The sequence below is a fragment of the Mesorhizobium sp. WSM4829 genome, from assembly GCF_055811475.1.
Genome location: NZ_JBVVQJ010000013.1, coordinates 20266 through 33850, shown reverse-complemented (window position 1 = coordinate 33850; position 13585 = coordinate 20266). Strand labels below are relative to the sequence as shown.

At 63.3% G+C, this 13585-nt stretch carries 5 protein-coding genes; 1 reads left to right on the top strand and 4 read right to left on the bottom strand.

Annotated features, from left to right (window positions below):
* Positions 1 to 14: 14 nt before the first annotated feature.
* Entirely contained in the window at positions 15 to 701 is a 687-nt protein-coding gene (locus tag AC0L17_RS14750; RefSeq protein WP_473516364.1) for a D-lyxose/D-mannose family sugar isomerase, read from the bottom strand.
* A 146-nt stretch (positions 702 to 847) separates the two neighbouring features.
* On the opposite strand from AC0L17_RS14750, the gene AC0L17_RS14745 reads away from it, so the two are divergent.
* Entirely contained in the window at positions 848 to 1906 is a 1059-nt protein-coding gene (locus AC0L17_RS14745; RefSeq protein WP_473516363.1) for a D-TA family PLP-dependent enzyme, read from the top strand.
* Positions 1907 to 1995: 89 nt separating this feature from the next.
* On the opposite strand, the gene AC0L17_RS14740 is transcribed toward AC0L17_RS14745, so the two are convergent.
* The 3 genes from AC0L17_RS14740 to AC0L17_RS14730 all read right to left on the bottom strand — a co-directional run bounded on the left by AC0L17_RS14740 (position 1996) and on the right by AC0L17_RS14730 (position 13548).
* Positions 1996 to 2760, bottom strand: a complete 765-nt coding sequence (locus AC0L17_RS14740; protein ID WP_027153912.1) for a heme ABC transporter permease — start codon at positions 2758 to 2760, stop codon at positions 1996 to 1998.
* Between the two features lie 96 nt (positions 2761 to 2856).
* Positions 2857 to 4629 (bottom strand): glucan ABC transporter ATP-binding protein/ permease, encoded by a 1773-nt coding sequence (locus AC0L17_RS14735; protein WP_128170259.1) that lies wholly within the window; start codon positions 4627 to 4629, stop codon positions 2857 to 2859.
* Positions 4630 to 4989: 360 nt separating this feature from the next.
* A complete protein-coding gene (locus AC0L17_RS14730) occupies positions 4990 to 13548 on the bottom strand; it encodes a glycoside hydrolase family 94 protein (protein WP_473516362.1) in 8559 nt (2852 codons plus the stop codon).
* Positions 13549 to 13585 lie beyond the last annotated feature (37 nt).

Here is a 13585-nt window from a genome sequence, read left to right as displayed (position 1 = left end):
AACGAAAGGCCGTCTTACCCCACCCACTTCTCGTAGTCCGACACCAGGAGGTGCAGCGGCGCGATGTCCTCGTCGATGTCCGCGAAGCGGCCGATCGGCTCGCGGAAGACATTGTCGGTGAGATCGTCGTTGACGGTCGAAACCTCGCCGATCAGCACGTCCTTGCCCTCGGCCCAGAAGGCGTGCCAGACGCCCGGCAAAAGCGTCACGCTCTCGCCCGGATCGAGCTTCAAGAGCCCGCCCGCCGGCAGGCGGTGGATGGTCCCGTCGACCGGCACCGATACTTCCGCCTTCGGGTCGATGCCGCCATCGCGATCGTGCATGAACAGCTCCAGCACCAGCTTGCCGCCGCCGCGGTTGATGATGTCCTCGGCCTTGATGTTATGGCGATGCATCGGCGACAGCTGATCCTTGCGCGAGATCATGATCTTCTCGGCATAGAGCATGCCCATGCCCTTCTTCATGTCCTCGTAGCGACCGTTGCGAACGGTGAACAGGAAGAGGCCGAGCTGGTCGAACTTGCCCTGGCCGTAATCGGTGATGTCCCAGCCGAGCCGCGAGGAGAAGATGGCCGACGAATCCTGCCGGCGCGCCTTCATCTGTTCCGGGGTCCAATAGGCGAAGGGCGGCATGATGTAGCCGAACGAACGGATGAAGGCATCGGCGTCGCGGATGATGTCGTTGATAGCGGAGCGTTTCATGGTTGTGGTTCCTTCCCGTTGGCCTGGGTGATCTCCAAACCGAATAGCCGAACACCGATCCGGTGTCGACGTAAACCGCGTGCTGGCCTCATGACATCCGGGCCGATCAAGGCCATAAGTCCAGGCAAATCCCAGGGTGAAAATCCATGCTGAGCATAGACGACCTCGATACACCGGCGATCCTGATCGATGTCGACCGCGCCGAAGCCAACATCGCGCGGGCGCAGGCCCACGCCGACCGCCACGGGCTGAAGCTCAGGCCGCACATCAAGACCCACAAACTGCCTTACTGGGCAAAGAAGCAGATCGCAGCCGGTGCGGTCGGCATCACCTGCCAGAAGATCGGTGAAGCCGAGGTGATGGCAGATGCCGGCCTCACCGACATTTTTGTGCCCTACAACATTCTGGGCAGGGCCAAGCTGGAGCGCCTCAAGGCGCTGCACGGCCGCGTGACGCTGTCAGTGACGTCAGACAGCATGGAAACGCTTGCGGGTCTCGCCGCCACCTTCACCGATCCAGGCCAGCCGCTAAAAGTGCTGGTGGAGTGCGATACCGGCATGGGCCGCTGCGGCGTCCAGTCGGCTAGCGAGGCGGTGGCGCTGGCCGGAGAGATCGACAAGGCCAGGGGGCTCGCCTTCGGTGGGCTGATGACCTATCCGGCGGCAGGCCGCGCCGCAGAGGCCGAGGCGTGGCTGGCCGATGCGCGCGACGCGCTCGCCGCATCCGGCCTTGCCTGCGAACGCATCTCCAGCGGCGGCACGCCGGATATGTGGCGCGCAGGCGAGGCTTCCGTCGTCACCGAGTACCGCCCCGGCACCTACATCTATCTCGACCGCTACCAGGTCGCCAAGGGCGTCGGAAGCCTCGACGATTGCGCGCTGACGGTGCTGTCGACGGTGGTCAGCCATCCGACGCCGACACGGGCCATCCTTGATGCCGGCAGCAAGGCCTTGTCCAGCGACACGCTGGGGCTGCCCGATTTCGGCGAATTGCTGGGTATTCCGGGCGCCACCGTCGCCAGCCTCAGCGAGGAGCACGGCAACGTCACGCTTTCCGGCGAGGCCAGGCTGCGTATCGGCGAGCGCGTGCGCATCGTGCCCGACCATTGCTGCGTCGTCACCAATCTGTTCGACGAAGTTCACTTGATCGCCGGAGAACGGGTGCTGGAGACGCTGCCGGTGGCGGCGCGCGGCTGCATGGGGTGAGAAGCGGTCCGCGGAGCGGACGGAAAGCCAATTGCTTGGCTTTCGAGCTTTGCCCCCCTGAGCCTGCGAGGGGGCAAAGCTGAAGGGAGTCAGGCTGATTGCCGTTCGGCCTGCCGTGCCGCGACGCGGCGCATGGCAATGACCCGGCGACGCAGGATTTCCGTGCGCATCGCCATCAGATGCAGCGCGAAGAACAGCACGGTAAAGCCCAGAGCCATCACCAGCAACGGCCGCAACAGGCTGGGATCGATGGTCGGCCCACCGAGCCGGATCACCGAAGCCGGCTGATGCAGCGTGTTCCACCAGTCGACGGAGAATTTGATGATCGGGATGTTGATGAATCCAACCAGGGTGATGACTGCAGCGGCCCAGGCGGCGCGCGCGGCATCGTCGAGGGCCCGCGTCAGCGCAATGATGCCGAGATACATCAGGAACAGCACGAACACCGAGGTCAGCCGCGCATCCCACACCCACCAGGTGCCCCACATCGGCTTGCCCCAGATCGAACCGGTGATCAGCGCGAGCGCTGTAAAGACGGCGCCGATGGGTGCCGCCGATTTGAGCGCGACGTCGGCCAGCGGATGGCGCCACACCAGCGTGCCCAATGCGGAAACCGCCATCAGCGTGAAACACATCATGGCCAGCCAGGCGAACGGCACATGGATGTACATGATACGTACGGTGATGCCTTGCTGGAAATCCTCCGGCGCCGTGAAGCTCATGTAGAGCCCGGCGGCCAGGAGGAGTGTGGCGATGGTTGCCAGCCACGGCACCACCTTGTCGGCCAACCCGACAAACCGCGTCGGGTTGGCGAAATCCATCCAGCCGCTGAGGCGTGAAGTCAGGTCACTCATGCGGCTTTACATAAACCGGCGACAGGCGTGGGGCAACTACAGCACCGTGTCGCAGGCGGGGTCTTGCCTTCTCCCACAAGGGGAGAAGGCAAGAACTCAGGCGGCCGCGTCCGTGATGGTGCGGCTGAGGCGGCGGACTTCCTCGTCGTTGAGCAGGCCGCCGGCGCGCAACAGGCTGGCGAAGCGGCCATTGCGCATCGACAATTCGGCGAAGCCACCCATTTCGACCACCTTGCCCTTGTCCATGAAGACGACCAGATCGGCATCGCGAACAGTGGTCAGGCGGTGTGCGATGATGAAGGTGGTGCGGCCGCGCCGCAATTCGTCGATCGCTTCCTTGACGCGGTCTTCCGTCTCGACGTCAAGCGCGCTGGTCGCTTCGTCGAGCACCAGGATGGGTGAATCCTTCAGCACGGCGCGCGCGATTGCGATACGCTGGCGCTCGCCGCCCGAAAGTTGTCCACCGCGTTCGCCGACGACCGTATCGTAGCCGTTGCTCTTCGACAGGATGAAATCCTGCGCGGCAGCGGCATTGGCGGCGGCGTGGACCTCGTCATAGGTCGCCTCGGCGCGCCCGACGCGAATATTGTCCTCGATCGAGCGGTTGAGCAGACCGGCATCCTGGAACACGGTGGCGATCGAGTGGCGCAGCGACTTGCGGGTCACCGTGCGGGTATCGATGCCATCGATCAGGATACGGCCGCTGGACGGCGAAAAGACCCGCTGCAGGAGATTGATCAGCGTGGTCTTGCCTGCGCCGGTCGGGCCGACGATGGCCACGGTCTGGCCGGCATGGACCTCGAACGACACGTCGTTCACGCCCTGCCCCGAATTGGCGAATTCGAAGTTGACGTTTTCGAAACGCACATGACCAGTGACGTTGACCAGGTCACGCAACCCGTCCGGCTCGGCGGCCTCGGCCGCGGAGTCCTCAAGGCGATAAAATTCCTCGAGCTTGGCCCTGGCTTCCGAAATCTGGTTGGCGAAGGCCGACATCTGGTCGAGCCGGGCGATCAGCAGCGTGGCAAAGCCGGTAAACGCGATGACGTCACCGATACGCAATTGGCCATGCATGACCAGATAGGAGCCGATCAACAGCACGACCATCATCGAAATGGTCGACGACAGACGGTGCAGGGCGTTGGCCAACGCCCACCAGTCGAGCACCGGATACTGGGCATCAAGCAGATTCTTGACATAGCGCTTCAAGGCGTCGGTCTCGTGGCCGATGCGATTGTAGCTCTGCAGCACGGCGACATTGCTGACCGAGTCGCTCACATGCGCGAACACCTGGTGAAAATGCCGCTCCACGGACGCCTGGCCTTCCCTGGTGCGACGCATCACCAGCCGGCCAATTCCGACGTAGAGCGCGCCCAGCGCCAGCAGGACCATCGACATGCGAATATCCATGCTGAGCGCCGTCGGCACCAGCAGAACCAGCGCGACAACCGTGGACAAATGCTGCCTCATGAACTCGAGCCAGAGGCTGAACAAGGTCTCGACCGCGCGCAGCAGCGTATGCAGGGAATTGGAGGTGCCGCGCTGATGATGCCAGGCAAGCGGCATGGTGATCACGCGCTCGAACGACTGGCAAAGAACCTCGCTGCGCCTGGCGTGGGCAAAACGGTCCGCGCCGCGCGCCACCAGAACGAAGGCGATGACGTTGAAGACGCCGATACCGGCCCATAGGCCGAGCGTCGAAAAGACCGAGCCGCTATCCGAAATGGCATCGATCACCCGTCCGAACATGATCGGCTCAAGGATGGCGATAATCGCAAGCGCGACATTCGCCCCACAGATAAACGCGACGCGTTTTCTGTCGGCAGCGAGATAACCGAGCGCTCTCCAGTAGATTTGCAGAAGGGACACTTCAGCTACTCCGGCAAATTGTTATTGTGCACTGCATCATTTTCTGACTCGTACTCGTTGACGTGTCGCGAAACAATGCCCTCGTACCCCTTCAGTTCCCAATTCGCGAACAAAAGATGGCGACGCTGCGAAATCTGTCGTGATCACCTAACGGTTTGAGAAGAAAGGTAAAATGTCAGCCTTGCGGCAAAATCGTGGCAGGCCGGAAGCACTGCCGAAATTTTAATCAGCAACTTGGCATGTACGAATCCCAAAAGCCTGCATCGGCTTTTGGGATATCTCATGCGCAATAGAATTGCTCGAGCAACTTTAAATAACGCACATCGTCAAGATGTACAAAGACGCTCCAAACCCTTGAAGCTACGCCGGTATCCTGACGACCAGATCGGCCTTGTCGCCGGCTTTCGGTTCGAAAGACGAAGCCTTCGTCTTTTTACCATTTACCTCGAGCGAGACGGCTTTGGCCTTCTTGTCGCGGACAACCTGAACCCTGAGCTCGGCCCCCAGCACCTTGAGCGTTGCCGCATAGCCATCCCAATGGCTGGGCAGTTTCGGCCTGAACTGGATGCGCTCGCCCCTGCGCTCGATGCCGAGGATGCCTTCGACCGCCGCGCGATAAAGCCAGCCGGCCGAGCCGGTATACCAGGTCCAGCCGCCGCGGCCGCCCTTGCCTTGCCCGGCGTAGACGTCTGCCGCGACGACATAAGGCTCGACGCGGTAGTGCTCGGCAGCGGCTTCGTCGGGTGCATGGTTGACCGGGTTGAGCATCGAGAAGCAGCGGTAGGCGTCGTCGACGCGCCCCATTTCGGCGAGCGCAATGACGAACCATGTCGCCGCGTGGGTGTACTGGCCGCCGTTTTCACGGACACCCGGCGGGTAGCTCTTGATGTAGCCTGGGTTCTGTTCCGTCCTGGAGAAGGGCGGCGTGAAAAGCTTGACGATGTTGAGCTCGTCGTCGACGAGCATTTTCATCGCCTGCTGCATCGCCGTCGTCGATCGCGCCGGATCGCCCTCGCCCGACAGCACGCTCCACGACTGGGCAATCGAGTCGATCTTGCATTCCTGCGAGCTGCGCGATCCCAGCGGCGTGCCGTCGTCGAAGCTGCCGCGACGGTACCATTCACCGTCCCAGGCCGTGCTTTCCAGCGCCCGCTTCAGCACGCCGGCGTGTTTTGTCCAGGCTTGCGCACGCTTGGCGTCGCCTTCCGCCTTGGCGACAGCTGCAAAGTCGCCCAGCGTCTTCAGCAGGAACCAACCCAGCCAGACGCTCTCGCCCTTACCGTGCTCGCCGACACGGTTCATGCCGTCGTTCCAGTCACCGCCGAGGATCAGCGGCAGTCCGGCGGGGCTGCTGCGCTTGATGGCAAGGTCAAGTGCGCGCGCACAGTGATCATAGAGTGAAGCGGTCTTCTTCGATATCTCCGGCGTGAAAAAGGCGTCGTGCTCACCTTCTTCCAGCGACGGCCCTTCGATGAAGGGCAATTGTTCCCTGAGGATCGCGGTATCGCCGGTCACCAGCAAGTAGTGTGCCGTGGCGTGGGCGAGCCAGACCACGTCGTCGGAAATCATGGTGCGGACGCCTGCCTCAGTTCGCGGCAGCCACCAATGCTGCACGTCGCCTTCGGCGAATTGCCGCCGCGCCGCATTGAGGATCTGGTCGCGCGCCAGTTTCGGATCATGGAGAAGCAGGGCCAGCGTGTCCTGCAATTGGTCGCGGAAGCCAAAGGCGCCGCTCGCCTGGTAAAACGCCGAGCGGGCGCGGATGCGGCAGGCAAGGCTCTGATAGGGCAGCCAGTGGTTGACCATCGCGTTGAGCGCCCTGTCCGGCGTCTCGACCTGGATGGTGTCGAGAAACCCTCGCCAGGTGCGTTCATTGTCAGTCAGCCGCTGATCGAAATCCTTGCTGCCATGATGCTGTACCAGCGCGCTGGCTTCCTCGGCAGAGGCTGCATCGCCGAGCAGCCAGAGCAGCGTCACGTCGCCGCCGGCAGGGATGTCGACGTCGCGTGCAATTGCCGCACAAGGATCGTCGCCCGCCTCGACGCGGCCCGACAGGCTTGCGCCGCTGAGCACGGCTTGCGGGAGTTCGCTGGTGCCGTGGCGGCCAATGAACTCGCCGCGGTCGGCCGTCACCGAGTGTGCAGCGCCGTCGGCGGCCAGGAAGGCGACCCGCTCGCTGAAATCGAGCCCGTAGGGATTTTGCGCCAGCAACGCGCCCGTCGCGGCATCCCTGGACGGAACGATGGTCGCCGCCGTGCGCGAACGATGGCTGCCAAGAACCCATTCCGCATAGGCATAGACGCGCAGTCGCGCCGGCGCCGAACCGGAATTCTGGATGCGCAACCTGGAGATTTTCACCGGATCGACGGAATCCACCACATGGGTAAGGTCCATCGACAGCGGTCCGCGCTTCGAACGGAAGGTCGAAAACCCCTGCCCGTGCCATGTTTCGTAGGTCATGGCGGGATCGCGGACGACGGCGGCCAGCGGCGAGAACGCCCGGCCGCTGGCATGATCGTAGATATAGATGCCCTCGCCCGGCCGGTTGGTGACCGGGTCGTTCGCCCACGGCGTCAGTTGATAGTCGCGGCTGTTTCGGCTCCAGCTGAAGGCAGCGCCTTCAGCCGAAACGTGGAAACCGAACGAGGCGTTGGAGACGACGTTGATCCAGGGCTGCGGCGTCGTGCGGCGGCCAGCAAGGCGCACGACATAGTGGCGTCCGTCGCCCTCGAAACCGCCAAAACCGTTCCACTGGTTGAGCCCGCTGCCGTCGGCACTGCCGTCGAACGAGGCTTGGGCCCACGTCTGTGGCGCCGGCGGAGACGGTTCACGAAGCGCTGCTGCACCCGCCGGCTGCAAGGCGTCCCGCGCTTGCAGCGCAGCGGCCTCGGCGCGCTCGATCTGATCGAAGATGGTGCCGTTGCGCGTGTGCAGAACGACGCGAGCAGTGGCCAGCAGCGTCTTGTAGGTCGCCTCGTCCATGAGGTCGCGGCGCACCGCGAAGATGTGCTGGCGGGGTCCTAGCTCCTTGCCGCGCAGGCGGCTGTTTTCGCACAGCGTCTCAACCGCCCGTTGCAGGTCCTGCACGTAGGACGAAGCCTGCTCGTTGATGACGACAAAGTCGATCATCATGCCTCGGGCGCGCATGTATTCCTGGAAGCGGAGCGCCTGGGCAACGATTTCGAGATCGGCGACATCGCCGATCCTGACCAGGAAAATCGGAAAGTCGCCGGATATGCTGGTCGGCCATAGGCCCGATTGCCTACCGAGCCCGGAAGCGATCGATTCGGCCGGAAGCCGCAGGAACGGATCCGGATAGATCAGGTAGCGCGCCAGATTCTGCACATTGGCGGCATCGGCAAGGCTGAGACCGAGATGCCGGGTCTGCACCTGTGAGCGGGTCCAGGCGAGCATCGCCTGGCGCGCGAAGGCTTCCGGATGATCAAGCCGCGCAATGGCTTCTTCGAGTTCGGCGCGGTTGGCGCCGACGGCAGTCCAGAAGGTCAGCGCTATCTTCTTGTTGGCCGGCACGCGCACCTGTCGGCGAAGTGCCGCGACCGGATCCAGCGTGAAGCCGGAATGGCCGCCAAGCTTGGCGCCGGGATCGAATGCGGCGGCCTCGGTAATGGTGCGGCCGCGGCCTATGAAGGCGCGCCGGTCGGTTTCGGCCTCGGCGTCGCGCGTCGACCCAGACGGGTCAGTGACGAAATGCACCATGGCGACATCAGGCTCGTCCGTTTCCCGCTTACGTCTGGTGGCGAAGATCGCTGCGTTATTCGCAGCGATTTCGGTTTCCACGAACATTTTCGAGAACGCCGGATGCGCGTTGTCGGATGCTTCGGAGCCCAGCACCAGTTCAGCGAACGAGGTCACTTCGATATGCCGGTCGACCGGGCCGTCATTGTAGAGCGTCACCCGCCGGCCTTCGCCATTTCCTTCCGAAATGACGATGCATTCGACCTCCGAACGCAGTGATCCCACTGACTTGACGAAGCTCGCCTTGTCGTCGGAGAACAGCGTCCGCACCTCTTCGTGGGTGGCACGCTTCGGCTCGGCGGTGGCCGACCACCAGTCGCCGGTGCCGGAGTCGCGCAGGAAGATGTAGGAGCCAAGCCGATCCTCGGTCGGGTCCGGCTGCCAGCGCGTGACGGCAAGCTCGCCCCAGCGACTATAGCCGGAGCCGGTCGCGGTAACCATGACCGAGTAGCGGCCATTGGACATGACGCTGGTCGAACGCAGCGCCTTGAGCGGGTTGAGCACGATGCGCGTATCGGGGCTTTCGGCTTCCGTTTCGTCCTTCGACCGTTCGTCGGCCTCTGTCCTGACGGTGGCGGTCGGGATGTCGCGCGGCGCTCTTTCCTGCAGCAGCAACTCGGCCGACTCGATCACCGGATCGCTGTGGAAGCGGTCGCGCAGGCGTCCTTCGAAGATGGCGTCGGCGACGGCGGCGATCGACATGCCGGAATGGTGGGCCATGTAGTTCAGCACGACGACATGGTCGGTGCCCTCCGGCACGCGTTGCGGCGTGAAATCGACCGCATCGTAGAAGCCGTGCCGGCCAAGGGCGCCGAGCCGCCTCAGCCTGGCCAGGTTCTGCACCGATTCACGCGGGGTGAACTGCGCCGCCAGCACGGTCGCATAGGGGGCAATCACCGTGTTCTGGCCAAGACCTCGCTTCAGGCCCAGCCCAGGCACGCCGAAATTGGTGTACTGGTAGGTCAGTTCGCGATCGCGGGCGTTGTAGGCCGCTTCCGAAATCCCCCAGGGCACGTCCTTCGAGCGGCCGTACTGGATCTGGCGCTTGATGATGAGCTTGCTGGTCTGGTTAAGGATGCTGCCTTGCGGCTCCTTCATCACCAGCGGCGGCATCAAATACTCGAACATCGAGCCGGACCAGGACATCAGCGCGCCCTTGAACCCGATCTCGACGATCGGCCGGCCGAGGTGGAACCAGTGCTCCGTCGGCAGATCGCCCTTAGCTATGGCGAACAGGCTGGTCAGCCGCGCCTCGGAAGCCAGCAGGTCGTAGCAGCTTTCGTCGAGCTGATGCTCCTCGACCCGGTAGCCGATCGACAGAAGCTTGCGTTCCTTGCGCATGAGGAATGAGAAATCCATCTCGAAGGCAAAGCGGCGCGTACGCTCGCGCAACGACAGAAGCTTGGCCCGCAGCGCCTCGACGGCAGTGTCGTCGCTATGCGCGTCATGGACATGCGCTTCGCAGGTGGCTTCCAGTCTCGCCGCCCAGTCGGCGATGGTGTCGCTCTGCGTCGATGCGGCCTCAGTATGGATAGCGATGGCGAGCTTGCGGATCTCGCCGGCCAGAACGGCCAGGTTGATGGTGCGGATCGACGCCATCTCGGGCTGTGCCTTGATCGATTCGACCGCGCGTCGCATGCCATCGAGGCGATCGGCAAGTCGCTGGCGCAACGGCCGCAACTGACGGCGGTCGTCAGGCAACTCGGCCAGGCTTTCGTCGAGGATCGTCACCGTATCGAGGATACCCTCGAAGTCGCCCTGAAGGTGGACTGCAGGCGCTTCCGCCCATTCGGCACAGGCTGCCGCCACCGCCACCAGATGGCCGGCGAGATTGCCGCTATCGACGGCGGAAATGTACAGCGGATAGAGCGGCTTCAGCGTCGTCGTGTCATACCAGTTGAAGAGATGGCCGCGCTCACGCGGCATGCTCTCGATCGTCGACATCGTCGCGTCGATGCGGGTGGTGGCGTCGGACAGGCTGATCCAGCCGAAATCGCGCGCCGAAACAACTGACAGGAGATAGACGCCGATATTGGTCGGCGAGGTGCGGGGGGCCACGACAGGCGCCGGGCTTTCCTGGAAATTGTCGGGCGGCAGATTGTGATGCTCGGCCGTCACGAAGGTCTCGAAATAATGCCATGTGCGCCGCGCAATCGTGCGCAGCACATGGATGTCCGCCGCCGATATGCGCAAACGGTCCTCGGTTTCGGCCGAGCGGCTGATAAAGAAGGCGAAGGCCGGCGAGCCGATCCAGAACAGCGCGAAGAAGAAGGCGACGAAAGCTCCGGTGGAATCGGCCACAACAGGGATGGCGAGGCCGACGACGCCGACGATCACAGCACCGTACATCATGCCGTAATAGGAGCCGAGATCGTTGTCGCCGATCTTGTGAGCCTGCGAGGCAGTGCGCCATTCGAGCAGGTTCTTCCGGCTGACGAACAGGCGGTAGAGCGTGCGAATGATGGCATCGCCCATCATCCAGGCCAGATGCGCCATCAGCACGATCTTCAGAGCCACCAGGGCGGTGCCGAAGACGACGTCGCGCGCCAGCGCCGAGAAATGACCGCGCGGCGTCTGGTCGCCGCTTTTCGGCAGAATGGCGTGGACGATGTCGAACGTCGGCGCCATGAAAAGTGTGAGGATCAGCAGCGCCTGCCATTGCGCGGCCTGGGTGAAGGGCAGCAGCGTCCAGCCGGCGATCGCGGCCATCACCCAGAAGATCGGCGTCAGCGACCGGCGCAGATTGTCGACCATCTTCCAGCGCGACAGCGCCGGCACGCCGGAACGCGGATTGAGAATGAAGCCCAGAAGCTGCCAGTCGCCCCGCGCCCAGCGATGGTGGCGCGACGCGTCGACCGAATAGCGGGTCGGATAGTCCTCGACCAGTTCGACGTCGGTGACCAGTGCCGCGCGCGCCAACGCGCCTTCGAGCAGATCGTGGCTGAGGACGGTGTTTTCTTCGATGCGGCCCTTCAGCGCCGCCTCGAAGGCGTCGACGTGATAGAGCCCCTTGCCGGTGAAGGAGCCGTCGCCGAAGACGTCCTGGTAGATGTCCGACACGGCAAATACGTAGGGATCGAGGCCGCGATTGGCAGAAAAGACCCGCTGGAAGAAGGATGCGTCGTCGCCGCTGGTCAGCGACGCGGTGATGCGCGGCTGCAGGATGGTATAGCCGGCGGTGACGACGCGCTTTGCCGCATCGTAATGCGGGCGGTTGAGCGGATGGCAAAGCTTTCCAGCCAAACTGGCGACGGCATCGCGGGTGGTGCGCGTATCGGCATCCAGCGTCATCACATGGATGACGTTTTCGGGCAACGGCACGTCCAGCGGCAGAAAGGTGGTGTCGCTGTCGCCACGCAGCAGAAGATTCAGTTCGTGGAGCTTGCCGCGCTTGCGTTCCCAACCCATCCAGGCGCCCTGGGATTCATTGTAGAGCCGCCGGCGGTGCAGGACGTAGAAACGCGGCGCGCCTTCGCTGGGATAGCGGGCGTTCAGCCGCGCGATCTCGTCGCGAGCATATTGGAGGATCTCGATATCCGCCGCATCGATTTCGGTTTTGCTGTCCGGCCAGTCCGAAAGCAGAGCGAAATGGATTTCGTCCGCCGTGTTGGCCAGGTGGTGCACTTCGATGTTGCGGATGTTCTCCTCGACGTCGTCGCGCGAGCCGATCAGCGACGGCACCACCACCAGCGTGCGCGCCTCGGGCGGCATGCCGCGTTTATAGTCGTAGCCGACGAGGCGCGTCGGCTTCAGGAACAACGATACGACGGTGTTGAAGAAGGCAAGCGCGCCTTCGCTGGCCGGCACGGCAAACAGCGCCAGCATCAGGACGATCGACGGTATGGACAGGCCGAGACTGGCAAGGGCGTTGCCGGAGAGGACAAGAAGCAGGACCGTCAGCGCGAACACCGGCACGACAATGCCCAGCCATCCGGTCTTGCGGAACGCCCGTTTGATCGTGACGCTGACCGTCGGCCGATAGCCGATCGCCTTTTCCAGTTCCAGCCGGCGCGGGCCGACCAGAAAGAACCCGACGTCGGCGTGAGCTGTCGGACCGGTGACGGTGGTATCGGCGACAGCGGCATGGCCGGCGAGTTCGATCGCCTTTTCAGCAACGCGGAATTCGGAACGATCGGAGCGGCGCGCCATTTCCTCGATCGCGGTCCGGTACTGGTCGCGCGAGAAGAAATCGAGCGCGGCAAAATCGGTGCGCTCGCGCAGCAAGGTGTCGATGCGGCTGACATCTTCGAACCAAACCGTCCAGTCGATATCGTTGATGAGCCTGAGGCCGCGGATGATGTTGCCGGTGGTTACGTTGCCGCTGGACAACGTGCGATGCTCGCTGATGATGATTTCCTCGGCATCGGAGCCGGACCTTTCAAGCTCGCCCTCCAGCCATTCCAGCGCCCTGCCGGCATTTTGCGACCCGTCGCGCAGGCGGTAGAGCAATTGGGTGGCAAAGGTGGTGTCTTGTGCATGGGCGACGTAGTTCGACAGGATTGCCTGACGGTCGGCGGTTTCATCGAGTGCCAGCACGCGGTCTGCGACCTCGTTGGCAATCTGGCGCATCTGCCGGGTACGACTGACCCGGACCGCGATCCGGCGAAGATTTTCGATCAGAACGAAGCGCAGCAGTGATGGCAGCGCCCAGAGCTCGCCGATCTTCAGCGGCTCGACGGCCTGAAAGCCTTCGACGATCGCCTTGAACATGGTCGCCGAGACCGAACTGTCCGAATGGGCGACATAGGTCCAGGCCAGCGCAAGGGCGCGCGGCACGCTGGCGCCGTCGGACAGTTTCAGGGTCGGCAACTGACGATAGAAGCGGCGTGGCAGGTCGCGCTTGACCTGGAAGATGGTTTCCTCGACCAGATAATTGTTGTCGAGCAGCCATTGCGCCGCGGGTGTGATCGTCTCGCCTCTCGCCTGCGCGGCGTTGGTCGAACGGTAGACTTCGAGGATCTTGCTGGCACTGTCGCGGACGCGTGGCTGGAAATCGAACGGCTCCAGGCCGAACAGATCCTTGACGTCGCCCTTGGCGAGGCTTGTACCCAGCGTGCGCAGGCGCTCTTCCGGCAGGAAATTGGAGCGTATCGGCTCTTCCGTGATGGCCGGAAAGCTCGCGCTCGTCTTTTCCAATTGGGTGGGGTCTGTCTGGATATTCATTGAAAATTCCGCATGGGGGACGCGTTAGCGGCGTCAC

Bases quoted from the DNA above. Each gene is read 5' to 3' on its own strand.
- AC0L17_RS14730 (WP_473516362.1), bottom strand. From the start codon at position 13,548: ATGAATATCCAGACAGACCCCACCCAATTGGAAAAGACGAGCGCGAGC.
- AC0L17_RS14740 (WP_027153912.1), bottom strand. From the start codon at position 2,760: ATGAGTGACCTGACTTCACGCCTCAGCGGCTGGATGGATTTCGCCAAC.
- AC0L17_RS14745 (WP_473516363.1), top strand. From the start codon at position 848: ATGCTGAGCATAGACGACCTCGATACACCGGCGATCCTGATCGATGTC.
- AC0L17_RS14750 (WP_473516364.1), bottom strand. From the start codon at position 701: ATGAAACGCTCCGCTATCAACGACATCATCCGCGACGCCGATGCCTTC.